The following is a 24,775-nucleotide window of genomic DNA, read 5'->3' on the forward strand; positions in this document are numbered from 1 at the left end:
GTTATTTAACAGTTATATACCCTGTGATTGATAAAACGATTGTTCTTTTTTTTTGTTTTTGCTTGTAGATTGCATGATCACGTGTCTGTTGATTATTCACCAAAATAAGATTTGTTATCTTGTTATTTTATAAATAATAGTCCGCTAATTTTTAAAGTAGACTACTCTTTAATATTATCAACTTAGGTAAAATCAGCTTTATTTTTTTGATTTTAGATGTGATATCATTCGCAGTTATTTATGTGTTCTTTTTTTTCACTAAACTAATTACGCTAATTTAGTTTATAAGGTTTCAATTAATGACGAAAAAAAAATCTATCCATATTCAAGGCGCTCGTGCCAACAATTTACAAAACATTGATATTGAAATTCCTTACAATCAACTTATCGTTGTTACTGGAGTTTCTGGGTCGGGCAAATCGTCTTTGACAATCGACACCCTATATGCAGAAGGGCAACGTCGATATGTAGAAAGTTTGTCCTCTTATGCGCGTCAATTTTTGATGCGAATGAAAAAACCAGATGTTGACAATATCAAAGGTCTTTGTCCTGCTATTGCCATTGAACAGAAAGTCGGCACCAAAAATGCCCGTTCAACAGTCGGCACATTAACAGAGATTTACGACTACTTACGTATTCTCTACGCTCGAATAGGAAAAACGTTTTCTCCTATATCTAATCAAGAGGTCAAAAAGCATACCGTTTCTGATGTAGTAGACTATGTTTTGTCTTTGGAGGAAGGAACAAAGGTTATGTTGCTAATCCCTTTTATGCAACGAGAAGGGCAAACCTTACCTAAAACGCTCAATTTTTTGCTACAAAAAGGCTATACTAGGGTTTTGCACAACGGAAAGCTTCAAAAAATAGAAGTTTTAATCGAAAATCCAGATAGTGTAAAAAATCCTAAAGAAGATTTAAAAATTTTAATTGATCGTTTCGCAGCCACCCAAAATGACGAAGATAACGCCAAGCGAATTGCTGATTCTTCTCAAATAGCTCTTCAAGAGGGTCAAGGTATTTGTATGATTCAAGATACCAATGGAAACGAGACTATTTTTAATAATAAATTTGAGTTGGATGGGATTCTTTTTGAAGAACCAACACCTCAATTATTTAATTTTAATAGTTCATTTGGAGCCTGTCCTTCTTGCGAGGGATATGGTCAAGTTATGGGCATAGACGAAGACAAAGTTGTTCCTGACAAAACAAAATCTGTTTTCGAAGAAGCCATTGTTTGTTGGAGAGGTGAAAAAGTCGGGCGTTGGCGTCAAAAATTCTTAAATGTCGCTCACCAGCTTGATTTCCCTGTGCACACTCCTTATAGAGATTTAACAGAAGAACAACGTCAATTATTGTGGACAGGCAACGAACTTTTTGATGGTATCAATGCCTTTTTTGAAGAATTAGAATCCAAGACATATAAAATTCAAAACAGAGTTTTATTGGCTCGTTATCGAGGCAAAACAAAATGCCCTACGTGCTCTGGGTCTCGTCTTCGAAAGGAGGCATTACATGTCTATATTGACGGAAAAACCATTGCCGATTTAATTCATATTCCAATCGAAGATTTTTATGCCTTTTTTGAAAACATAAACCTTTCAGATACCGATTATGAAATTGCTCGTCGTTTAATTATAGAAATTACAACACGACTTCAATTTATGTTGGATGTTGGATTAAATTATTTGTCAATAGATCGGATCTCTTCGACATTATCTGGTGGAGAAATTCAACGCATCCATTTAACTCGCTCCTTGGGCTCTAACTTAACTAGTTCTTTGTATATTTTGGATGAGCCAAGTATTGGGTTGCACCCTAGAGATACAACTCGTCTAGTCAAGGTGCTTAAAGCACTAAGGGATTTAGGTAATACAGTAGTGGTTGTCGAACACGAAGAGGACATTATTGCCAATGCTGATTATTTGGTTGATATTGGTCCTCAAGCAGGGGTACATGGTGGCAAAGTTGTTTTTGCAGGTCCTTATGAGAATATCCATAGCGAGGCTGCCGATTGCTTAACCGCCAAATATATGAGTGGTCGGATGGAAATTCCAGTTCCTCAACATCGTCGCACATCGACACAGTCTATTACTATAAAAGGAGCTAGACAACACAATTTAAAAGACATAGATGTTACCTTTCCTCTAAATACCTTTATTGCTGTTTCAGGAGTAAGTGGAAGTGGAAAGACAACTCTTATCAAGCAAATTTTATATCCTGCTATGATGCACCAACTAGGCGAAGGAACTGAAAAGCCTGGGGCACATAGTGCTATAGAGGGAGATACAAAAGCAATCCATCGAGTAGAAATGGTCAATCAACAGCCTATAGGCAAGTCTTCTAGGTCTAATCCTGTTACTTATGTCAAAGCTTATGATGCCATTCGTAAACTATTTTCTAGCCAACAAGCTGCCAAAATAAAAGGTTTTAAGCCCAAACACTTTTCTTTTAATGTGGAAGGTGGTCGATGTGAAACTTGTAAAGGTGCAGGCGAGACAATTGTCAGCATGCAGTTTTTGGCAGATGTGCGATTGACTTGTGATGATTGTAATGGTTTCCGCTTCCAAAGTGAGGTATTGAGTGTTCGTTATAAGGATAAAAATATTTATGATGTTCTTAATCTGACGGTAGAGGAAGCGCTGGTTTTCTTTGAAGACAATGAAGAAATTATCTCAAAAATACAACCACTTTACGATGTAGGTTTGGGGTACATTGGTTTGGGACAACCTTCGAGCACCTTGAGTGGTGGGGAAGCTCAACGGGTAAAATTAGCTTCTTTCTTGGCAAAGGAGAATAGTCGTGAAAAAATCTTGTTCATCTTTGATGAACCAACTACAGGTTTGCATTTCCACGATATACAAAAACTACTCGATGCCTTTAATGCCTTGGTTGAAATTGGACACTCAATTATTGTAATTGAGCATAATTTAGATGTTATCAAATCAGCAGATTATGTTATTGATCTAGGTCGAGATGGCGGTGTTAATGGTGGACAGCTTTTATTTCAAGGCACTCCAGAGGACTTGATAAAAGTTAAAGAATCATATACGGGGGAGTACTTGAAGGAGAAGTTAAGATAAACCCTACTGATATAAGAATGACAAACTTCAATAAAGATAAAAGTTTGTCATTCTTAATCTGATAACAAGCTTATCTATTTAGATAGTCGTTCGTAGATAACCTATGGTGCTACTTCGTGGTTTCAACGAACTATTGTTTAGATGGATTGAAACTAAAAATTAGTATTCGTAAAATTTTCTAAAAAAGCCCCCATCTCTTCTCTTTGAAGCATTATTGAATTATCTTCAACAATGCTTATTTTTTTGTATCTTTTCGACTTACTTAACAACAGCAATCTAAAAACGCAACAACATGTCGTCTATTCTAAATAAATATGCTCAATTATTAGTCAATTACTGTGTCAGTCTCAAAGAGGGGGAACGTGTCTTTGTACAGTCTACTACCCTAGCAGAACCTCTGATTCGAGAAGTTTATCGAGAAATATTACGAGCGGGTGGTTTGCCACATATTCAAATGGATTTTAGAGATCAAAATAACATTCGACTGAATGAGAGTAGTCCTGCCCAGTTGGAATATGTCGATCCTATTTATGCAGCGGCTATGCAAGAGTTTGATGCCTATATCTATATCCGTGCTCCTTTTTATAGTCGAGCCACACAGTCTACCAACTCAGAAAATGCAAAATTGGATGCTGCTGCAAAATTACCCTACCGACAACGCTACTCAGAACGGACAGCAACCTTAGAATTAAAGCGTACTTTGTGTGAATACCCAACCATTGCCAACGCTCAAAACGCAGGGCTTTCTCTTGAAGAATATGAACACTTCATATACAATGCTTGCCATCTTTTTGATGAGAATCCTCAAGCTTGTTGGGAAAACGTGAGTCGCCAACAACAGGCTGCTGTAGATTTGTTGAATAGTAGAACTCAGATGCGTTATTTAGGAGAAGGTATTGACATTCGCTTCTCGACAGAAGGGCGCACTTGGATCAATTCCGATGGAAAAACGAATATGCCATCGGGCGAAGTATACACGGCTCCTGTTGACGATTCGGTCAATGGAACCATTCACTTTGCTTATCCATCGATGTTTATGGGAGAAGAAGTCGAAGGGATTACCCTTTGGGTAAAAGATGGTTGGGTTGAAAAATGGGAAGCTAAAAAAGGAAAAGCGTTGTTAGATAAAATTTTTGCCATTGACGAAGGGGCTAGACGTTTTGGAGAGGCTGCCATTGGAACAAATATGCGTATTCAAACTCCTGTTAAGAACATCCTTTTTGATGAAAAAATTGGAGGAACAGTACACATGGCTATTGGGCAAGCCTATATTCAAAATGGGGGCACCAACAAATCTGCGATTCATTGGGATATGATTGCAGACATGAAGAATGGTGGAAAAATTTACGCAGATGATGAATTGATTTATGAGAGCGGTCAATTTATATTCTAATAAAAATATACTTGTAAAGTAAGTTACTTGTTTCAATTATGTCGACTTCTACTCTTGATACCAAACCTTCCCAAAAACTCTTTTGGTTGGGTGTTTTTAGTTATGCTACCTTAGCTCTATTAGCCATCGTCTTTTATAAAGAGCGCACTATTTTTTGTGACGTTGCTTTTCGCTTTTTTGCTATTATCAAGGCAGATGACTACGCCATACAAGCCAATCGTTTTGGTTCTTATTTTACGCAATCGTTCTTATACCTTAGTCAAGCAATAGGTTTACCGCTTAAGTACGTAATGATAAACTACTCTTTGGGTTTTGTCATCTACAAAGCGCTAGGATTTTTTATCTGCTTAAATGTTTTAAAGAAGCCTAAATTTGCACAGACAATTCTATTAGTCGATTTGCTCATTGTTTCCGAAACCTTTTATTGGATTCAGTCGGAGCTGGTAGAAAGCTTAACTTTTTTGATACTCTACTTTGCTTTCTTGCAATATTCCGCAGAGCGAAAGGTACATGTTTTACGCTTACTGTTGTTGTTGGGTATGCTTATAACGGCTGTATTCTTTCATCCACTGTCGTTTATTAACATCACCTTTCTTTCCTTATTTTTATTTTTAAGCACAGACCATCGCAACTTTAAGAAATATATTCTGATTGCCTTTCCCATCATGCTAGGTATTTTGGCTGTCAAAACCTTGTATTTTAAAACAACTTATGACACCAATGCCAGTAGTGGTATTAATAATTTTGTTCGTTTCTTCCCTGATTATATATCCATTAAAAGCAATCGACATTTTGGGCACCACTTGCTAACGGACTACTATTTCTTGCCTATTCTATGGGTTATTGTCTTAGGGTATTATGCCCAAAAACGCTTTAAAATGAAGTTTTTCCTATTGTTTTTCTTTGTTTTAGGTTATTTGCTTCTAATTAATGTTTCTCAACCTGAAGGGCATATCATTTTCCACATGGAATCTTTTTATATGCCTTTAAGCTTATTCATATCCCTTGCCTTTGTGCAAGATATTCTACCATTATTAGCTTCAAAAAAAGCGATAACACTGCTCACTTTCATTGTTGTCTGTCGATTGATCCATATTGGCTTTCAACATGAAAAGTTTTCTAAACCATTGGAATGGAAACAAGCATTATTGAAAGAAACTGCTCATTTAGAAAATAAGAAGCTGGCTATCTATTATAAAGATGCCCCCGAAAATTTGATGTTAACTTGGGGAAGTTCTTATGAATTTTGGATGCTATCTACTATCGAAACGGGTGTGGCTAGGTCTATTATTATTTATGACAATCCTAATACTATGACACCTGGTAGAATGCATCTCAAAAATGTTTTCTTATCTCAGTGGGGAGGTTCTGCCTACAACGATTTACCCAAAGCTTACTTTCCTTTTCAAGATAGTACACATGGCTATGTATTTTACAAACCACTTGCTAAATAAAAAAAGGAAATGTAGGTAAAGTTATTCTCTCCTATTATTAATAAGTGCTTTTTTTTAGTTAACCAAACAACGCTATATATTGATCAACAGTTAAAAACCTATGAAAAACCTATCATTATTTTTCGTCTTTCTTATACTAAGTTCATTTATCTCTTGTACTCAAGAGAATGGAAAAAGAAACAACCTTAAAATAATGACGATGAAAAAAGATACCACTTTTAAAATTATCTCATTTACCCCAGATAACATAAAATACTTTCCAGGAAACATTATGGAAAAATCAAGTTGGATGGACGAAAATTATGTCAAACACACTGAACTAAACATTCCATTAGGAAAATCTAGGTATGGTGGTCCTATTATAGACTTACCCCAAAATTTAGAACATCCCAAAGACTTAAGATTTGTAGCGCAACTTGACCTTCAACAATTTTCACTATTTGACAACTCTGGACTTATTCCTAAGGAAGGTCAATTATTTGTTTTTGCGGATATTACCAAAAAAAAAGGAAAAGTTATATACTCCAATAGTTTACGCAAAAATCTAAATAGAATTATCGTAGAACATAACTCCCACTTCTTCTTAGGAACACTAATAGATAAAATATTTAGTGATACGGAAAGTTATAGCGAACGTTACGTGGCTCCTGAACATGAAGAATTTGAATCAACTAATTTAAATGAAGAGGGTAAAATTTGGGATCCATTTGCAGGAACTCAAAGATCAAAAATATTTGGCATATATACAGATTGTCAACGAGACGAAAAATATATAAGAAAAATCACTTCATCCGAAAAAGTTATACTACTTCAAATAGGTGAAAATGGATTTAATGATGAAGGAGTCTTGACAATTCTCATTACTAAAGATGATCTAAAAAATAGAAACTTTGATAATTGCGAAGTTCTCTGGAGCCAGTCCTAAACAATAAGGATAACTCTTATTTTCTATAACAAAAACATCCTTAAAGTTAGATTAGCTAATTTTAGAGCGAAGCGATCAATTACCTCACTCATTTTCACAACAACAAGAAGTAGGTTCGTGATTTTTGCCTATAATTTACCCTTCTGCATTCATTTTTCGTTGTTTCCCCAACAAGATAACGGTTGAGATCACCCCAATGATAAATAGAACAATTGCTATGTATTGTGCTTGTGATAGAGAAAACCCTGCCACAGAATAATCTTCATTAACACGAATCATTTCAAGAAGAAAACGCTCTAGACCTGTTAGAATTAAGTAGACTGTAAATACAATTCCATGAAAAGTTACTTTATGTCGAATTGTCCATAAAATGGCAAAAATAATTAGACAAATAATCAACTCATAGATAGGCGTTGGAAAAACAGGTTCTTGCAAGATGTGGCAATAGTCACCAAAATTATCTGGATAATAACAATCTTCCAATGGAATGCCTTCATTAATGACGTTATTAGGATAACGATAGCCCCACAACCAATCAGGAATCCAATTGTATGGTTTGGCGTATCTATTAGGATCTCCCCAGTCGCCATCTCCTGAAAAATGACAGCCCAAACGCCCCAAGCCTGTCCCCAAAATCATAGCAGGTGCACAAGCATCTAGCATTTGATTAAGTGCAATTTTTTTACTCCGAATATAATAAGAGACGACAAAGAACGCTAAAATAAAACCGCCATAAACACTCAAGCCACTACCGCTAAAAAAATCGCGAACGACACTTTCCCAAGAACTATAATCCACCTCCGTCATATATAAGAGCTTTGCACCGACAATTCCACTGATAGCAGCAATAATAATAATATCGCTTACACGTTGGTGTGGCATAATCGTTTCTTGGATCGTTTGAGGAGTTGGATATAATTCCAATTCTTTCTTTTTTTCTCTATACTTAGACAAAGCAAACAACCCTGCCAAGAAAATTCCTCCTATCCAAGAACCATGTTGCATAGAGAGCAAGTAGTCTTTGGCATCTGGACCTATGAACAAATCTGGATACTGAATGGCATAAAACCCTTTAAATCCAAAAATAAACCCTAATAAAGCATTGACCAATACATCCACCAAAGACAATGGTTTTCCCACTTCTTTGGACTCCTCTACCCCTTCTAACATCCCCAATCGCTCTCTACGTCTCAAATCTAGACTAAGCGCAACGCCACATGCTAAAAAAGTTAACGCTAGAAAAAAGCCATATGTTTGTACCAATGCTAGTGCAGGAATATCTAACCCCAATAAATCATAAAAAGCATATCTTAAATTAGGATACATAGTTTTTGTTTTAATTATCAGTCTATACAGACGCTAAGATTTTGGTTGCCGTCAAAATTAACAATAAAAAATGAAATCTAGTTTTGTTAATTGTTTTTCATCGTATAAAAATGATTGTCGCTTCTTTTATTGAATAAATAAGTACTTTGGTTGAAAAAGCATACCAATACCCAAAAAAGAACCTTTTTAATGTTTTTTTTGAACCTAAAGAACGCACTGGTTCATTCCTATAATTAAGAGATTGAAAAGAATAAGGTTTCAGAAGGGAATAGTTAATTATTTTAACATTATATTAAGAACATCAATAACAACTATCCGATACTATAATTTGTTTTTTCCCTACTTTTCATAGATTCGACGTTTGCTATTTAGACTATGCCGCCTTATCCCTTTATCTTTATACATTATAATGCCCAAAAGTATCACACTAACAATCTACTGAATACATTCTTTCAGCCAACTGTTGCAATTAAGACCTAAAAAAGATCAAATGAGACATATATTTTTACTTTTCCTGCTTCTTCATAGTTTTTTCTTACTCTCAGCTCAAGATATGTTGGTATTTCCCGACAAATACTCCAAACAATTGAGCAATTTACCTATAGATGCCTGCGTACGCCAATCGTATGATATGCTCCATGCAATTCAAGATAACGATATTGCTAATGTAGAAAAATTAAGTCTTTATGGACGGCAGTTATTGCATTTAGGAAGGCATGAATATGCAAAAGAAGTTTTTGAAAAGGCATTAGAAATCAACAACAATGCCTACGGAAAAGAAGATATTCGTTATGTCAAATCGCTGTTGGACTTAGCCAATGCTTATATGCTTTTGATTCGCTATAATGAAGCAGCAGGTATGTATGAAGAAGCTCTGAATACAGTAAAAAAGACATTAGGAACTAAATCCATAGAGTACTTAGAAACCCTCAATCAAAGTGGTTTTGTGTATACTCGTATACGTGATTGGAACAAAGGAATATCAACCTACAACACAGGGCTAAGAGCCATCCAGCAACAAGGTAGAAATAACAGTATCTACCACGCTATTCTTCTCAACAATCTAGGCATCTGTATAAAAAACACCTACAACTACAACGAAGCTATAGAAAAATACGAAGCAGCTTTGGATATTGCCCAATCCTCTCCTCGTTTAAGTGTAAGTATTGTTGCCAATTTGGCAGAGGCTTATGCCTTGGTTGGGCGCAATGAGGATGCTCGAAATATACTAACCCAATACTTGCCCATTGCTACTAAAACCCTGTCTTCCAAAGACCTAACTTTTGCACGGGTTTGGACGCAATATGGCGTTGCATATACTGCTCTAAAGGATTTTGACATGGCAAAGGAAATGTTCAAAAAGGCATTTATTACCAATAGCTTGACATTTGAAAACCTAACTGACATTCCAAATCAAGCTGAAGAGCTGATGTTCAAAAATGATTACCTAGCTACTTGTGGACAAGCTGGCATCATGATGTATACCATAGAATTATACAAAACCATATATGAATCGACCAACGATTTGCAAGCGCTTCTAGATGGATACAAAGTATTGCAAGCAATGACCAAGTATGGCGAAACAATGATGAGCAGCTATATTTCTGAAGCCAACAAGCTTATTTTGTTCCGTCTAGGTGCCTCCATCTTATTTGACAGAGGAACTTATTATGCCTATGAGTTATACAAACACACAAACAATCCTCAGTATATTGAAGATGCATTTTTCTATTCAGAACGAGGCAAGTCAACCTTATTGGTTAATGCATTGCGATCTAAAGAAAATAAAACATTGCTCCAACTTCCAGACAACCTCTTGCAACAGGAAAAAGCTTATAAAGCGGATTTAAAAAATCTACAAAAATTACAAATTGAAGCCGCGAATATTGCCGAAAGAAATGTTATTCAACAAGATATTAATGATCTAAATATCAAAATTGAACAGTTTAAAAAATCTATTCAAGAACAATATCCAGAATATTATGAACACCGCTACAACATTCACTTAAGTACGATAAAAGAAATACAAGACTATTTAGCAAAGGAGGACAAGGTTTTGATTGAATACACTTTGGGTCTTGAAAATCCATTTGTTTTTGTTATTAGCAAAAATAGCTTGGATATGCTTCCTTTAAAATATACTCCCAAAGATTTGAATTTGCAGACACTTAATTTACGCAAAACACTAACTGATTATCGTTTTATCCTTTCGGACAATAAACAAGCCAATAGTTTGTATAGCAATGCTGCGCAATATTTTTATCATACTTTTGTTCAGCCTGTTTTAGCTGATGTAAAAAAAGGGCAACACTTGATCATTGTTCCAGATCAACAATTGGGGCATCTCCCTTTTGAAACTTTTTTGACTGAGCAACCTAAGGAAAATTTGGATTTTGCCCACTATCCTTATTTACTAAAAGATTATCCCATTAGTTATAGTTATTCCGCTACTATTTTATTGGGACAAAAGCATCAACAAAAACACCGTACCATTCCCAAACGGGGAATTTTAGCTTTTGCCGCAGAATATCCTACCATTACATCCAACTCTTTTAGCCATCAACGAGGAGGAGATATTGGTATTGTCCGAGAAGGGCTACAGCCTCTTCCTGGTGCCATTAAAGAAGTAAATTTACTTCAAAAACACTTATGGGGTACTTTTCATAATGGTCTAACAGCTAGTGAGGAAAATTTCAAAAAAGAGGCTTCCAACTATGGCATTATTCATTTGGCAATGCACGGCGTATTGGACAATAAAAATCCTATTTTGTCGAGTCTAGTTTTTTCTGAAGATAGCTCAACTGTAGAAGATAATTTCTTACGTGCTTATGAAATTGCACAACTAGATTTAAACGCTGATTTGGTCGTATTATCAGCCTGTGAAACGGGCTATGGAAAGTTTCAGCAAGGAGAAGGTGTCATGTCTTTAGCTCATTCTTTTTCGTATGCGGGAGCTTCTTCCATTTTGATGAGTTTGTGGCAAGTTAATGATTTTTCAACTAGCCAAATTATGAAGAACTATTATATTAATTTAGCTTGTGGTGTTTCTAAAGAGAAAGCCTTGCGAAAAGCAAAATTAGATTACCTAGAAAATCAAGACAACCAATCTGCTTTGCACCCTGCATTTTGGGCTGCGTTTGTTCAAACGGGTGATGTAAAGCCTCTTGAATTAGTTTCTCGAACTGGAAAAACATTTAAGCAGTTGCATATTATGTTTGGTGTTGGACTTGCCTTATTAGTTATTTTAATTGGATTTTTTATTGTACGTTATAAAAAGCGCAAAAAAATCTCAAACTAACTTGTACGCTTAGGAGCAGTAGGCCATTGTTCAATACCTTTTATGACTGCCCCATCCTCGTAAATAGGTAGCAATACTTTTCGACAAATATGTTGCTCATGTGGGTACCCAAAAGCATTGTTTAAATACCAAATTCCGTTTTTTTGCACGCTTCTATTAAGGTGACTGTGTCCATAGACGTGTAAGTCTGTTCCTAGTTGTTGCAGTTGTTTTTCTATTTTACTAGAACCAAAAACAGGTAATAATGCTTTAACTATTTTGGGAACATTGGGCGGTATTAAATCTTTGCTAGGAACAAAATGAGAAAAAGAGATAATTGCATTGCTTTTGAGGTTCAAATGCGGTTCGTTTAATCCTAAAAAGTAGTTTGTCAATTCTTCTTCTGTCTTTGTCCATTTGCAAGCTTTGTAATCCACCCAAGCTCTTTTAATAGTTACAGAAGGTTGCCCAAAAGAATAGTCATACCATGAGAATATTGGGACAATACTTAATTCTGAACTAACAAAGGGAGTCGTTTGAACACCTAAATCTTCCGCCAACAATAATAATTGATGAAACTTCTCCAAGGAGTTCATTCGTTCCTTTTTCCCCAACCAAACGTCATGATTCCCTGGCACAAAAAATACTTTCCAAAACTTCTTTACCAATGACTCTAAAAGAATTGCTGTTTTCTTGAGGTCAGGAATAATATCTCCTGCTACTATCAATATGTCTTCTTGATAATCAATCTCTGATAATTCCATAAACCAGTTCCAGTTTTCTGAATAGTCTACATGCAAATCTGATGTTGCCCAAATTTTCATACGGTTTTAGTTTTCTGAAAAGAAATGTTTTGATCTATATTAATAATCAACTGCGAAGCACTTATACAGTACCACATAGCTAACTAAAAGCGCAGCGCTCACGAAGTACCACGTAGTAGCAGCGAAGCTAAACTGATACGATTTTATCACGAAATAATGCATTCTGTGATGATGTTAAAATACAGATAAGAAAAGAGAAAACTAAATAATAAGGAATTGTTATTGCTTTGAATCTTATTGCAAGATCTATTCGTTTAGGTATTGTCGTCTTTTTTTAGGTTAGTAATAGCCTTAACGGACTTATTCTGTGCTTGATTATATCGAAAGGGTTGCTTACTATTTTCGAAATATCCTTTTATAATCCTCTTTATAGAATATTTGTAATAATAGTATAAGAATTTAAAAAAGTTGCCTTTGACAATTCTATTGTTAGGATGAGATGAACCAATATAGTCTGTCGCCTCTTTCAATTTATAATGCGGAATGCTGGGATTGATGTGGTGGGCAAAATGATCCCTACTCAAACCTATTAAAAAATAGTCAATCACAGGACCATAACTTAGATTAATGGAATTCACAACGCCTTTATCATAAGTCCAAATTTCATTGGGATACCATACCGTATCTGCTCCCGTGTGGTTGAGGAAAGTGGTTATTAAAAAAAAGACCCAAGCTACTAAAATAGGTAAGATACCTACAAAAAAGAAATAGCTAAAAGGCATAAAACTGGCTATAAGTGCCAATAGTAGAAGATAGGCAAGAATAAAAACAAATGCCTTGATGGAGTTGGGCGTTTTATCAGGCCAAAAATAATTGACGTAATTAGGCGTCTTGGTGAGGCTTGGAAACAATATTGCCATTAGGTAAGCAAAGAACGGAATCAATACAACCGATCGAATCAGTCGTTGTAACCAAAAGTCTTTTCGTTTCGCTTTTGGTCCAAATGCCTCGTCTTTTTCAATGTTGCCAATAAAATTGTGATGCATATTGTGACTCCTTCTAAAATTTTCATAATTCATTAACATAAACGAAGTAGCTATGCTTCCTACCAATTGGTTGACTTTATGATTGTTACTAAATGACTGATGCCCACAATCGTGCCCGATTAACCATAAACTAAGATAAGACAAACCATGAAAAAAGGCGATCACTAAAGCTATGCTAACATAAACCCAATTGTCTATACTTGATTTTAACAACATATATTGTATTATAAAAAAGAGAATAACAAACGCTAAAAATTTGAAAAAGTGAAACAAGGAGTGATACAAATTAGAACGATACTTATGATCTCTAAACTCCTTGGCATAATGCTTTAAAATAGTAGTACTCATTATATATACAGCTTTAATTGTCGATAAAAAAACAAGATGCGATCAACAGGAATATTCCTATTGAGGACAGCACAGAAAGGGTAGAATTTGTCTTCTTAAGGTATTGGGTTGTCTCTAACTGAAAGTCTACTTTGAGCATGAAAATCAAAATGAATGATATCTGAGCAGTAAATAGTCTCATACTTAGAAAATCTTCATGACAAAAGGACAATAACAAGGAAAATGATTGAAGCACGAGAAAACCAATAGAGTGGTATTTTTCTCCTGAAACCAAAAAAGGAAGCCCCCATATCAAATACAATATTCCATAGTAATCATTCGTCGAAGCATCAAAAATCTGAGGATAATTGAGATAGTTAATGGCTGCTGTAGCACTTTGAATGGAAAGAAAAATCAAACACAACAAGTGTATGGCAGTATTGAATACTTTCACATAACGAGTGCCATTATAAGAAGCCTTCATAAATAAGATTCCTTGTGGCAATAATATCAAAATAAGAATCATATATGCAACCATTTGATTGTATCCCACGAAAAAAAGAACATATAGTAACGTTACATAAAAAGTTTCGACCATTGCCAGTTCATGAAGTCGTTTTTGTGCTTTTTCAAGCTGACTTTTTTGAATCGCTCCAAACCCCAAAATTGAAAAAATAACTACAAGAATGTATAATTCAAAAAAATTAATACAAGTGAGATAAACCAACCATTGAGCAAACAAAATGATTAATATTTTCATCATTTTTATTTTCATTCTTTCCGAGACTATTAATGATTACGAATACGCTGCCTAGCACTCATAGAGTAAAGAATTACCACAGATAGAGTTTAAGATAATAGCAGTCCTGTATTCTGCCTAATAGTTTTATATACAGGAGGTAAGTTTAATTTTTTGTCAAAAGGCATGGGTCTACGAATACCACATACCGTAATATGGCGAGGCATTTTGTAAACACGATCATTTTCCATACTTATAATGCCATTGTCTATAAATAGCTGGTTGAACGTTTCATTACTTGCACGATAAATTTTATTCCAATCATCTGTAATGTCTTCTTTTTCTAAATCGGAGCTATCAAAACAAAAGTCAGAATTGTAGTGAATGCTCATACCTCTAATTTCATTAAAATAGTCCTCAACAAAACACCGAACTTCTTTATCTACTTTCGTTTCTAGTTCATAAAAGCACTTTGGAAATAAGTGTGTATAATGTTCAAAAGCCTTGGGAGAAATAAAGGATGCAATACCTGTTACATTTTTCAAAAAGTATACTTGACTGATATTTCTACGAGAATACCACATACCAAGCTTCCAAATAATGTTACCACGATAACCACTTCTCTTCATTACTTGTCCAAAATGAAGGATGTATTGACTGCGCCCTAGTGGTCCTTTTTTATATTTCGTTAAATGATAAAAGCTTACACCTTGAATGATGTCTCCCTTTTTTATCATCACTATATCGTATCCATAATCTTTTTCTAATCGATCCGCAATGAAGCTTGGCGCAGCAGATTTATAATATCTATAAATTAGGTTTTCAAGTTGTGCCCGTTCTGACACACTAAGCTCATTAACTTTTTTCTGAATTATCTTCATACAAATTATTGTGTAAAATTTCTGTAAAACAGATTTAAAAAATGTTGTTGTGAACCTTAATAGATGTGGTGTGATTTTTTTAATGCTCTGCTTCAAAGAAACGAGAAGATATTGATAATGAGGGCTAATTCTGTGTCACTGATACAAAATCTTGAGATATGACATATTTTTATACCTTTATGACACGTTTTTATATCCACTGTCCCCTTCTCAGCTAAACAATGGACTTTAGAACACGTTTTAAAGTTATTAGAAGAGAAGAAATGCATTTTTTTGTTACTTTTATCTCATCTAGGAACTTAATCTTTTTGATATTTTTGAAAAAATTCAACCTCTATATTCTATTTCAGTTCGTCGTGTTTTGTAGCCACGCACAGCCACTTTCTACGGTGTTGAAACAGTATATTGTTCAACAACAAGAACTTTCTACAGAAGATGGTTTATCTCACCCCTTCATTCATTCTTTTGCCCAAGACAATTATGGCTTTATGTGGTTGGCTACGCCTTATGGTTTAAATCGCTATAACGGGCAAGAATTTAAACAATATCACAAAAAGGATTTTGCCTTGCGCAGCAACAACGTTCGTTTGGTCATTAGTGCCCCAGACAGCATGTTGTGGTTAGCGTACACTAGAGAAATGGAAGTTTCTCATGCCATCGATGTTTTTGATCCAATATCAGGTGCTATCACACCACTAAATCAATACTTTTCCAAGTCATTACCCTTTGATGCAACAGATATACACTTTCGCTCTTTTCGAAAAAATGCTGATGGTAATATATGGTTTAGCACCCCACACGATCTTTATCAATACAATGGTTCCAAAATTGAACACTTACTATCTTTGCCTGATAGTTTCACCATACGTTCAGCCATTCCTTATGAAGAAAAAGCGGCAAGTGGTTGGCTCACTGCTATCAGCGAAACATCAAATCATTACTTATTCCATTTTAATGAAAGAAAAAAAATCATTGAACAATACCCTCTTGCCGAGCCACAAGGTCCCAGAACGACAATCAACCTAATAAAAGCTCTCGATAGGCAAGGCATTATTTATAGTACGACCCAATTAAGTAAGGATTCGATTTCAAAAAATGTCCTTTTTTATAAAGCAAACCATCAATCGCCCCAAAGGTTTATTCCCACAGTTGATAAAGATTATCTACTTTATAAATATGCTCCCTACCACAACCAGATTTGGTGCTTTGGTACAGAGGGTAAAATAGATTTGTACTCCATACAAGCTGAACTAGTTGCTCAATGTACTACTACAGTGTTTCAGAGCCCTCCCTCCCATCTTTTTTTTGATATACAAGGAGGACTTTGGGTCAATACTAAACGAAAAAATTACTTGCTGCACGTTGTCCCCAATCCATTCAAACGCTATTCAGGAAATACAACAAGCCACCAATTTGGTGTCAGTTGTAGAGGCATAGCAGAAGATACGACAGGTAGGTTGTATTTAAATTCGAGAACAGGTACCTATCAAACCAAAGATAGAACACAGCAAATGCAACGCTTGCCCAATATCCCCAACTATCCTGTTGATATGAAAGGCAAAAATGGAGGCGCACGCTTAGCCACCTTAGTAGACGATGATGAAAGCATCTGGTTGACAGGAGAATATAGAACACTTATACACTATCACCCAGAGACTTCGGCTTATGATTTCTTTTTGTATGACAGTCTAGATGAATTGAGATTGTCTCAACACAAAATTCCTCCTTTATACTGGTCTTTGTACAAAGATTATAAAGGTCAGATTTGGCTAGGTGGTATTGGTTTGTCTTATCTTGATGCAACCAACAAAAAATTAAAACTATGGGATAATTACAATGGGTTCTATTGGCTTGCTACAAGTGAAATTTACCATTTTCATGAAAATCAGACAGGAATCTGGCTGGCTAGCTCATCGGGTTTGTATCATTTAGATAAAAACATGCACATCAAGGCACGCTATCACACCAAAGGAAAGCCTCCTTATTATCTTCCAGCAGATGTTATTACCCATTTGCATGAAGACAAGGAAGGCAACTTTTGGCTAACCACCAAAGGCAACGGGCTGGTAAAGTGGCATCCCAATAGTAAAGTTTACAAACATTTTACTACACGTCATGGTCTAACCCATGATGTACTTTATGCCGTGTATGAGGATGCACACAATCACCTTTGGTTGAGTTCTAATATGGGTATTATGTCTTTTGATAAAGCAACGCATATCATCACTCCTTATAGTACTAAAGATGGATTGCCACAAAAAGAATTTAATACCATATCCCATTATCAAGCCCACGATGGCACCATCTTTTTTGGAGGATTAAATGGGCTCATTTCCTTTCACCCAACAGAGATTCAACAAACAAAAAGAGTATACAAAGCAGCATTGCACATCATTTCACATACTAAATATGACAATCAAAAAAATGAGACCATAGACCTAACCGCTGCTTGTTTTAAAGATCGAAAAATTGTTGTTCAGCCTCAAGATAGGAATGTCCAACTTGGTTTTCGATTGTTAGATTATCGCAACCAAGCCCCTACTTTTTTTTATCGCATTGTTGGTTTGGATCCATATTGGCGTGCTACCCAAAAAACTGAAATTAACTTAGATGGTCTACCTTATGGAAATTATGACCTACACATCAAGACAGAAGCTAGTGATCAACTACTAAAAATAGCTCTTGAAGTAGTTGCTCCATTCTATTTTAGACCTTGGTTTGTTGCCTGTTCTATTATTTTGATTCTGTGTATCATTGCATTGGTTATTTGGTTTAGAACCCAAGCACTAGAGAAGCGCAAGCGCATGTTGGAAGCTATTGTAGTAGAACGTACAGCTGAATTAAAAATTAAAACATTACAATTAGAAGCCCAAACCGAAGAACTAAAGGGGTTAAACCAACTTAAATCTCGTTTTTTCACCAATATATCCCATGAACTTCGAACTCCCCTGACACTTATTTTAGCTCCATTGGCTGCTCTTATTAAAAATAAAAAGAAAAATGACCTTGAAAAGCAACAGCTAAAAATGATAGAACGCAATGGCATGCAGCTGTTGCAATTGGTAGAGGAGATATTGGACTTATCTAAATTGGAAGCCAACAAACTAGAAGTCAATGAGCAACCTACAGCATTAAACTCTTTTGCCAGTCGTATTCTAACAACCTTTAAATCAAGAGCCCTATTCTTGGAGCTTGACTATACGATAGAGGTTTGGGTAGACCAAGAACAAATTGTATTACTTGACCAAGATAAGGTGGAGAAAATTTTAAATAATTTTATTTCCAATGCCTTTAAATTTACCAGTCCAAAGGACAAAGTAAACGCAAGAGTAGTTCTCGATATGAATAAAATCATTTTCTCTGTGAAAGATACAGGTCAAGGAGTTGCCAAGGAAGATCTTCCCTTTTTATTTGATCGATTTTATCAAACTAATCAAGCTCAGAATAGAGCAGATGGCACTGGCATTGGATTGGCTTTTTGCAAGGAATTGGCAGAGCTGATGGGTGGAGTTGTAAAGGTAGAAAGTGAACTTGGACAAGGCTGTACCTTTAGTCTAATTCTAAAACATAGCTCCCTTCCTAGCACCTCTATGATAGAAAATCCCCCACCACTTTCCGAAGCTATTGAAGTGACTTCCTCTCCTTCTCCAACCAAAAATATGGCATATGCGCCTTTGATTCTAATAGCAGAAGATCATCCAGATATGCAATTGTTTATCCATCAGTTGTTGTCTCCTCATTTTAAACTCATTTTGTGCAAGCATGGGAAACAGGCACATGACTATCTAACTACCTCTGGTAATAAATTGCCTGATTTAATTATTTCAGATATTATGATGCCTCAAATGGATGGATTTACATTGTTGAAATATTGCAAAGAACAACCTCAGTTCAGCTCCATTCCTATGATAATGCTTACTGCCCGCTCAAATATCAAGGATCGATTGAGTGCTCTTAGAATGGGAGTAGATGACTATCTAACCAAACCTTTTATAGCAGAAGAACTTTTAGCAAGGGTTCACAATCTGTTATCTAACGCCAATATCCGCCAACAAGCATTGATAACAACGCACAAAGATGAAGTTGTAACAACATCCCCTTCTCAACAAGAGGTCCCCTCCTTGTCTCCCATGAATCAAAAATGGCTGAAAGAAGTGGAACAAATTCTGTGGGAATCAGTAACTGATCCCGACTTTAGTGTGGAAACTTTGGCAGAGGCTGTTCACTTGGGGCGTAGCAGTCTTTATCGCAAACTAAAAAAGTTGACAGGTCTTACCCCTGCACACTATATACGAGAAGTTCGATTGAATATTGCTCGTGATCTTCTAGAACAGAATACTTATGAAACCATGGCTGAGGTAGCCTATGCCTCTGGTTTTTCTACTCCTTACCATTTCTCCAATATTTATGAAAAACGATTTGGAAAAAAGCCTACTGATTACTTTTAATTATTGATGATACGTAATTGTTCAGAAAGAATTATTTAACTAAATGATACTTTTCTATCCCTTCCGAATTTAAAATCAAGCACTTGTTATTCTTTTTATTTTAAACAAAAGCAATTTCGATATTGTTAAAATAATAAACTGAACGTGCTCTAGCATAGCTTATGGAAATACATCTATATCGTATGGTTTTAATACATTTCCGCCAATAACTAACCTTTAATAGCTCATTAATTATCAAATACAAAACATCCCCCAACAAACCTATAAAACCTAGCGCACTCCGTTCATAAGTATTTTTGCTTTTAGTGAGCTGTGTTACTATTGCATGATTTCAACACACTAAATACAATACATGAACCACCTAAAAAATACTAAGCGACAATGAAGAAAATAAAAGCTATCTTCAATTTAATCAAACAAACATTTGCAGAGTGGTCAAACGATCATGCTACTCGCCTAGCAGCAGCACTTGCTTATTACACAGTTTTTTCTTTGGCTCCATTGGTTTTAATTGCAATTGTGATTGCTGGTGCTTTTTTTGGTGAGGAAGCTGCAAGAGGCGAAATCGTAGGTCAAATTCAAGGATTGGTGGGCGCTAATGGAGCAAATATGATTGAATCGACGATAGATAACGTTTCGAACACAGGGAACAATTTTTGGGCTTCAACAATCAGCATCCTTGTTTTATTATTTGGAGCTTCAGGTGTCTTTGTCGCCCTTCAAGATGCCCTGAATACCATCTGGGATGTAAAAGCGAAACCACAAAAAGGAGTCATCAATTTCATTAGAAAACGTTTCCTGTCCTTCTCTGCCGTTTTAGGGGTTGGTTTTCTATTGCTGGTATCATTGATAATTAGTGCTGCGTTGTCAGCGCTCGATAAATATATGAGTTCTGTATTGCCAGGGTTTGATGCTTTTTGGTTTATCCTAAATTTAATCGTTTCTTTAGGTATTATTACCCTGCTTTTCGCTTTAATGTTTAAGTACCTTCCTGATGTTAAAATTGAATGGCGTGATGTATGGCTAGGTGCTTTTATCACTGCTATCTTATTTACAATTGGCAAGTTTGCTATTGGTTTCTATTTGGGTCGAGGAACCTTTAGTTCTACTTATGGAGCAGCAGGTTCCTTGGTAGCCATTTTAGCATGGGTCTACTATTCTGCTCAGATCTTATTCTTTGGGGCTGAATTTACACAAGTTTATACTAGAGAATCGGGTAGAGATATTTTGCCCAATGAGTATGCCATTTCTTTACAAGATAACTCCAAAGGTAACTAACAAAACTGTCGCATATTAATGGGGTTTACTTAAATTTATCCTCAATTGCTTTAACAGTGTCTATCTGTAAAGGGGACTATTAGACAAAAACAAAGGGTTCAAGCAAAACGCTCAAACCCTTTATATATTGTTAGTCGGGATGACTGGAACTACAATTTAGCCAAACGTCTTATTTCATTAATAATCAAGATTTTGCAAACCTTCTCACATATTCCCCTATATACCTTTTATTTTATATAATATAGGGGTATATAGGTGTTTCTGTGTTTAAGTATTCAAGTCTTTGTTTTTGAGTGTTTTGTGCGGTACAGTTTTAAGAAAAACAGGTGTGACGATTAAGTACGAATAACATAATAAACTAATAATCAAATACATTTATTTCACCATTATTTGCTTTTTAGCAAATTAATGATTTCATCTTTAGATTCTATTTGCTTATCCTTTTCTTCTATTAAAGAGTCTTTATCTTTTAGGCGTTGTTCTAAATGTTTTATTTGGGTTTGAAGTTCCTTCAACTCATTTGAGTCCTCTCTATGACTACTATTATCTACAGGCTTTACTATTTTTTTTGATGGGTCTATCATCATTTCTCCAATTCCAAATAATAGCCAATCTACACTTATACCAAATTTCTCACCTAAAGGAATCAATATTTTAGAGCTAGGTAAGGTCTCCCCTTGCAAAACTCTACTGACCGCAGTATGGGAAACATCTAAATCTTTTGCAAAGGTGGTTACATTTTTACTGCAAGATGTTACGATCTGTTCAAAGCGTTCTTTCATTGGGTTACAAGATGATTTTTAAAAATTTTGCTTTTTGTTTCAAAAATTATTTGCTAAAAGTTGCAATTTTGCTTTTTGTTTAATAGTTTTGAATTATCAAAAATGAAAATTGACAACAGAAAAATAAAGATTAATCACTAAGATAATAAAAAAGCTCTGAATCGCTATCTATTGGGGAATAGTTAGTTTGAAGGGTCTGGGTGACTTGTAGGAAGTGAAACCTTATGGGGAGTGTTTCGGGGGTTCGATCCCCTCCCACCCAACTAATCAAATCATTTACAATTGTTACGACCTGCTGCCTAAAAAAGCGGCTAGGCGTAGCTATGTCTAAAAATAAGAGTATGTCGATAGAAACAAAGGTTTTAGCACAAGTTAAAAATGGGATTTACAAAGAAATAGTACGAAATATTAGAGCAACTCTTAAAACAACAAGAATAGGAAACAAGACAATTTTAAGCTGTTTTGCGAGAGTATATCCTAACATTTCATACGCAACAAATAATAAATGATTTATATAATAAAAACCAATAACTAAAATGTCAGACAACACAAAGCAAACATTCCGCCAATTTTGCGAAAATCAACTAAGCACTCGACAATTTAACACTTTATACGAGTTGCCTAACACGACAAGATATAGCATAACTAACGCTCTAAAAAAGCCTCAAAAAATGTCTTTTCAACTCTTGTTGGATATAGCGGATGCAATCAATCAATCTCCCCTTAACCTTGCCTTATACTATGAGTGTAGCCTTGATACCATGACAGCTAGACAGTATTTGAGCTTATTAGAAAAATAAAATTTCCCAACAATAAAACCACACATGAAAGTAACGCTATTAAATGGGCTGTATAAGACTCAAAAAGGGCATTTTGAAATATCTGAAATTGCTCACCAAATAGAGACAGGTGTCCACATTTCAATTGTTTTAGAGTGTCGAACTACATTAAACTTAGAAAGTAAAAGAGCCTATGCAAGAAAAAAAGTAAATATTCCTTGCTTCACCCCTTCTGGCAAATTTGGTCAAGCATGGGGCAAAGATAAAGAAGGTAATAGGATACCCATTCCACCAACTAAAAGGCATTTATTAGAATACAATGGAATTGTTGTTCTTGATTATGATAATTTAGAGGAAATGGATTTGCTCATTTTAATTGACAAAATTAAGGCTTGCAAATTTACCTTCTTTTGCTTTCGTTCTCCATCCAACAATGGCTATAAAGTCTTAGTTAAAACAACCAATAAAGATCCTAAACAGCACGCTAATGTATTTAAAGCTGTTCGGAAATTTTATTTTGATTTAACAGGTGTTGAAGATGATAAGTCAAGCTCTAATTTTAATCGCCTATGCTTTGTATCTGTAGATAGAGGTTCATTGTACAATGAAGAGAGTAGCATTTTTGAATTTCAACCTACTTTATTTGAAACAAAAAGCAAAAAAACAACCTCCCCTCCTACCCCTCCAAAAAATGACCAACTCGATGATATTACAAAAGCAATTCAACGAATAGAAAAGAATGGCTATTCTTTCATTAATGGTCAACGTCATGAATACAGAAAACAATTTAGTATTGAGTGTGTAAAATTTGGCGTTTCAAAGGAAGAGTGCTTGTACTTTGTAGAAAATAGTTTGGTAACTGTTGATACTGATCTAAAGAAAGCTAAAAATCTTGTTCATTGGGCGTATGAGAACATCAAAGAGGTAGGCATATATACTACATGGAAGCAAGAAAATGAGAAAACTGTAACTAAAAAAAGACGCTCTAAAAAAGAGTATGTTCCAAACCTATACAAAGAGACTCAGCAGCAAGATTTTCTTATCCAGTTACCTCAACTTGATGATAATGACCTAGCAGATATTGATAAAAAAGTAGCTAATGCTATGTTTTATCAAAAGTCTGTACAAGAAGCTCTAATGACTTATTTTGATTTTAGAATCAATACACTAAAGAATCGGGAAGAATACAAGATGAAAGGGTGGAAAGAATTCAAAGAAATGGATAAGATAGAGTATAACACTATTTCTAGTGAATTATTGAGCAAACGAGGGATAAAATGTACTCCTGCAACTTTAGAAAACATCATTTTAAGCCATTTTTCAAAGCAAGTTCACCCACTTAAGGAAAAATTCGAAGGATGGGCTAAAAGTCTAGGCAATGATAAAACAGATTACATCACACAAGTAGCCAATTTTGTCAAAACAGATGCTCCTAAAAACTTGTTTTTAAATGTCTTTAAAAAGTGGTTGGTTGCCTCTGTTGCTAATGTGTTTGTAGAAAATCAATGTACAAATCATCATTGCATCATTCTTTGTGGTGGTCAAGGAACCAATAAAACAACCTTCTTTACTTCCCTCTTTAGTTCGGAATATGTTTTCACAGGGCATATAGACCTAAAGAATAAGGATTCTATGATTCTATTAACAGATACATTTTTAGTGGTCTTAGATGAACAATTTAGTGTCCTGAGTAAAGAAACAGAATGGGAAGCCTTAAAAAGTGCTATCACCATGCCTAGGATAAAAGCTCGTTGGCACTATGCTAAAACAAGTAAGTTAGCTCCTAGAGTAGCCAATTTTTGTGGGACAGCCAATCGAATAGAAATACTGCAAGACGACACAGGAAACAGACGTTTTATTCCATTTCAGTTAACAGAGCCGATCAATCTTAACGAATTAGAAAAGATAGACATTCGCAAAATGTGGGCGCAAGCTTACCAACTGTTCAAAAGTGGATTTTACTACTTACCCGACTCTAAAGAAAAAAATCAAATAGATAAGTATCAACAAGGTTTTAAGAAACTCTCTAATGAGCATTATTTAATAATGGATACTTATGAGCCACACAGCAAAAAAGACGATGAATTAATACTTCTCAATAGTACTGAGATTTGGAAATGGTTGGATAGAGAATACCATCTAAACAAAGATGTAACTGTCTCCAAGATCGCAAGAGCCATGAGATTTTTAAACTTCGAGCAAAAGACAGTTGTAAGAGAATCCGATAAGAAAAGAGGGCGTTATTGGCACGTCAAACGCACCTAAAAACAAAAGAC

15 protein-coding genes are annotated in these 24,775 nt (G+C 35.3%); 9 read left to right on the forward strand and 6 right to left on the reverse strand.

From position 1 onward, the window contains the following. Positions 1 to 299: 299 nt before the first annotated feature. From uvrA to CG11_RS09990, 4 genes are all read left to right on the forward strand, one after another. On the forward strand, positions 300 to 3,080 hold the full coding sequence (uvrA, locus tag CG11_RS09975; protein WP_052595690.1) for an excinuclease ABC subunit UvrA: 2,781 nt from the start codon (positions 300 to 302) through the stop codon (positions 3,078 to 3,080). Positions 3,081 to 3,372: 292 nt separating this feature from the next. Next, the gene (locus CG11_RS09980; RefSeq protein ID WP_052595694.1) at positions 3,373 to 4,473 is read left to right on the forward strand and encodes an aminopeptidase; all 1,101 of its coding nucleotides are present in this window, start codon (positions 3,373 to 3,375) and stop codon (positions 4,471 to 4,473) included. Positions 4,474 to 4,511: 38 nt separating this feature from the next. Further along, entirely contained in the window at positions 4,512 to 5,927 is a 1,416-nt protein-coding gene (locus CG11_RS09985) for a hypothetical protein (protein WP_052595696.1), read from the forward strand. Positions 5,928 to 6,126: 199 nt separating this feature from the next. Further along, on the forward strand, positions 6,127 to 6,852 hold the full coding sequence (locus tag CG11_RS09990) for a DUF1963 domain-containing protein (RefSeq protein WP_052595757.1): 726 nt from the start codon (positions 6,127 to 6,129) through the stop codon (positions 6,850 to 6,852). A gap of 135 nt (positions 6,853 to 6,987) precedes the next feature. On the opposite strand, the gene CG11_RS09995 is transcribed toward CG11_RS09990, so the two are convergent. Then, complete coding sequence (locus CG11_RS09995) at positions 6,988 to 8,178, reverse strand: prolipoprotein diacylglyceryl transferase (protein WP_052595697.1); 1,191 nt, start codon at positions 8,176 to 8,178, stop codon at positions 6,988 to 6,990. Positions 8,179 to 8,668: 490 nt separating this feature from the next. Here CG11_RS09995 and CG11_RS10000 point away from each other — a divergent pair, with 490 nt between their 5' ends. Then, positions 8,669 to 11,476: a CHAT domain-containing protein gene (locus CG11_RS10000; protein ID WP_081909520.1), complete on the forward strand. Its 2,808-nt coding sequence runs from the start codon at positions 8,669 to 8,671 to the stop codon at positions 11,474 to 11,476. Here CG11_RS10000 and CG11_RS10005 read toward each other — a convergent pair. From CG11_RS10005 to CG11_RS10020, 4 genes are all read right to left on the reverse strand, one after another. After that, entirely contained in the window at positions 11,473 to 12,279 is an 807-nt protein-coding gene (locus tag CG11_RS10005; protein WP_052595704.1) for a metallophosphoesterase, read from the reverse strand. The two genes, CG11_RS10000 and CG11_RS10005, sit on opposite strands and share 4 nt — an antisense overlap. 254 nt (positions 12,280 to 12,533) lie before the next feature. Beyond that, complete coding sequence (locus CG11_RS10010; RefSeq protein ID WP_052595706.1) at positions 12,534 to 13,613, reverse strand: fatty acid desaturase; 1,080 nt, start codon at positions 13,611 to 13,613, stop codon at positions 12,534 to 12,536. A gap of 13 nt (positions 13,614 to 13,626) precedes the next feature. Beyond that, positions 13,627 to 14,355: a hypothetical protein gene (locus CG11_RS10015; RefSeq protein WP_156039723.1), complete on the reverse strand. Its 729-nt coding sequence runs from the start codon at positions 14,353 to 14,355 to the stop codon at positions 13,627 to 13,629. Between the two features lie 86 nt (positions 14,356 to 14,441). Continuing rightward, positions 14,442 to 15,212 (reverse strand): hypothetical protein, encoded by a 771-nt coding sequence (locus tag CG11_RS10020; RefSeq protein WP_052595710.1) that lies wholly within the window; start codon positions 15,210 to 15,212, stop codon positions 14,442 to 14,444. A 221-nt stretch (positions 15,213 to 15,433) separates the two neighbouring features. Between CG11_RS10020 and CG11_RS10025 the strand changes: the two genes are divergently transcribed. Together CG11_RS10025 and CG11_RS10030 are read left to right on the forward strand one after the other, a co-directional pair. Next, positions 15,434 to 19,660, forward strand: coding sequence for an ATP-binding protein (locus tag CG11_RS10025; RefSeq protein ID WP_052595712.1), 4,227 nt, complete (start codon positions 15,434 to 15,436; stop codon positions 19,658 to 19,660). Between the two features lie 381 nt (positions 19,661 to 20,041). Further along, entirely contained in the window at positions 20,042 to 20,938 is an 897-nt protein-coding gene (locus tag CG11_RS10030; RefSeq protein ID WP_052595714.1) for a YihY/virulence factor BrkB family protein, read from the forward strand. A 386-nt stretch (positions 20,939 to 21,324) separates the two neighbouring features. Here the strand turns inward: CG11_RS10030 and CG11_RS10035 are convergent, their stop codons facing one another. Then, the gene (locus CG11_RS10035) at positions 21,325 to 21,720 is read right to left on the reverse strand and encodes a helix-turn-helix domain-containing protein (protein ID WP_052595716.1); all 396 of its coding nucleotides are present in this window, start codon (positions 21,718 to 21,720) and stop codon (positions 21,325 to 21,327) included. A gap of 536 nt (positions 21,721 to 22,256) precedes the next feature. Between CG11_RS10035 and CG11_RS10045 the strand changes: the two genes are divergently transcribed. Beyond that, on the forward strand, positions 22,257 to 22,520 hold the full coding sequence (locus tag CG11_RS10045) for a hypothetical protein (protein ID WP_052595720.1): 264 nt from the start codon (positions 22,257 to 22,259) through the stop codon (positions 22,518 to 22,520). 24 nt (positions 22,521 to 22,544) lie between these two features. Further along, on the forward strand, positions 22,545 to 24,764 hold the full coding sequence (locus CG11_RS10050) for a VapE domain-containing protein (RefSeq protein WP_052595722.1): 2,220 nt from the start codon (positions 22,545 to 22,547) through the stop codon (positions 24,762 to 24,764). The last annotated feature ends 11 nt before the right edge of the window (positions 24,765 to 24,775 follow it).

Origin of the sequence: Aureispira sp. CCB-QB1, assembly GCF_000724545.1 — a bacterium.
Lineage (GTDB): Bacteria > Bacteroidota > Bacteroidia > Chitinophagales > Saprospiraceae > Aureispira.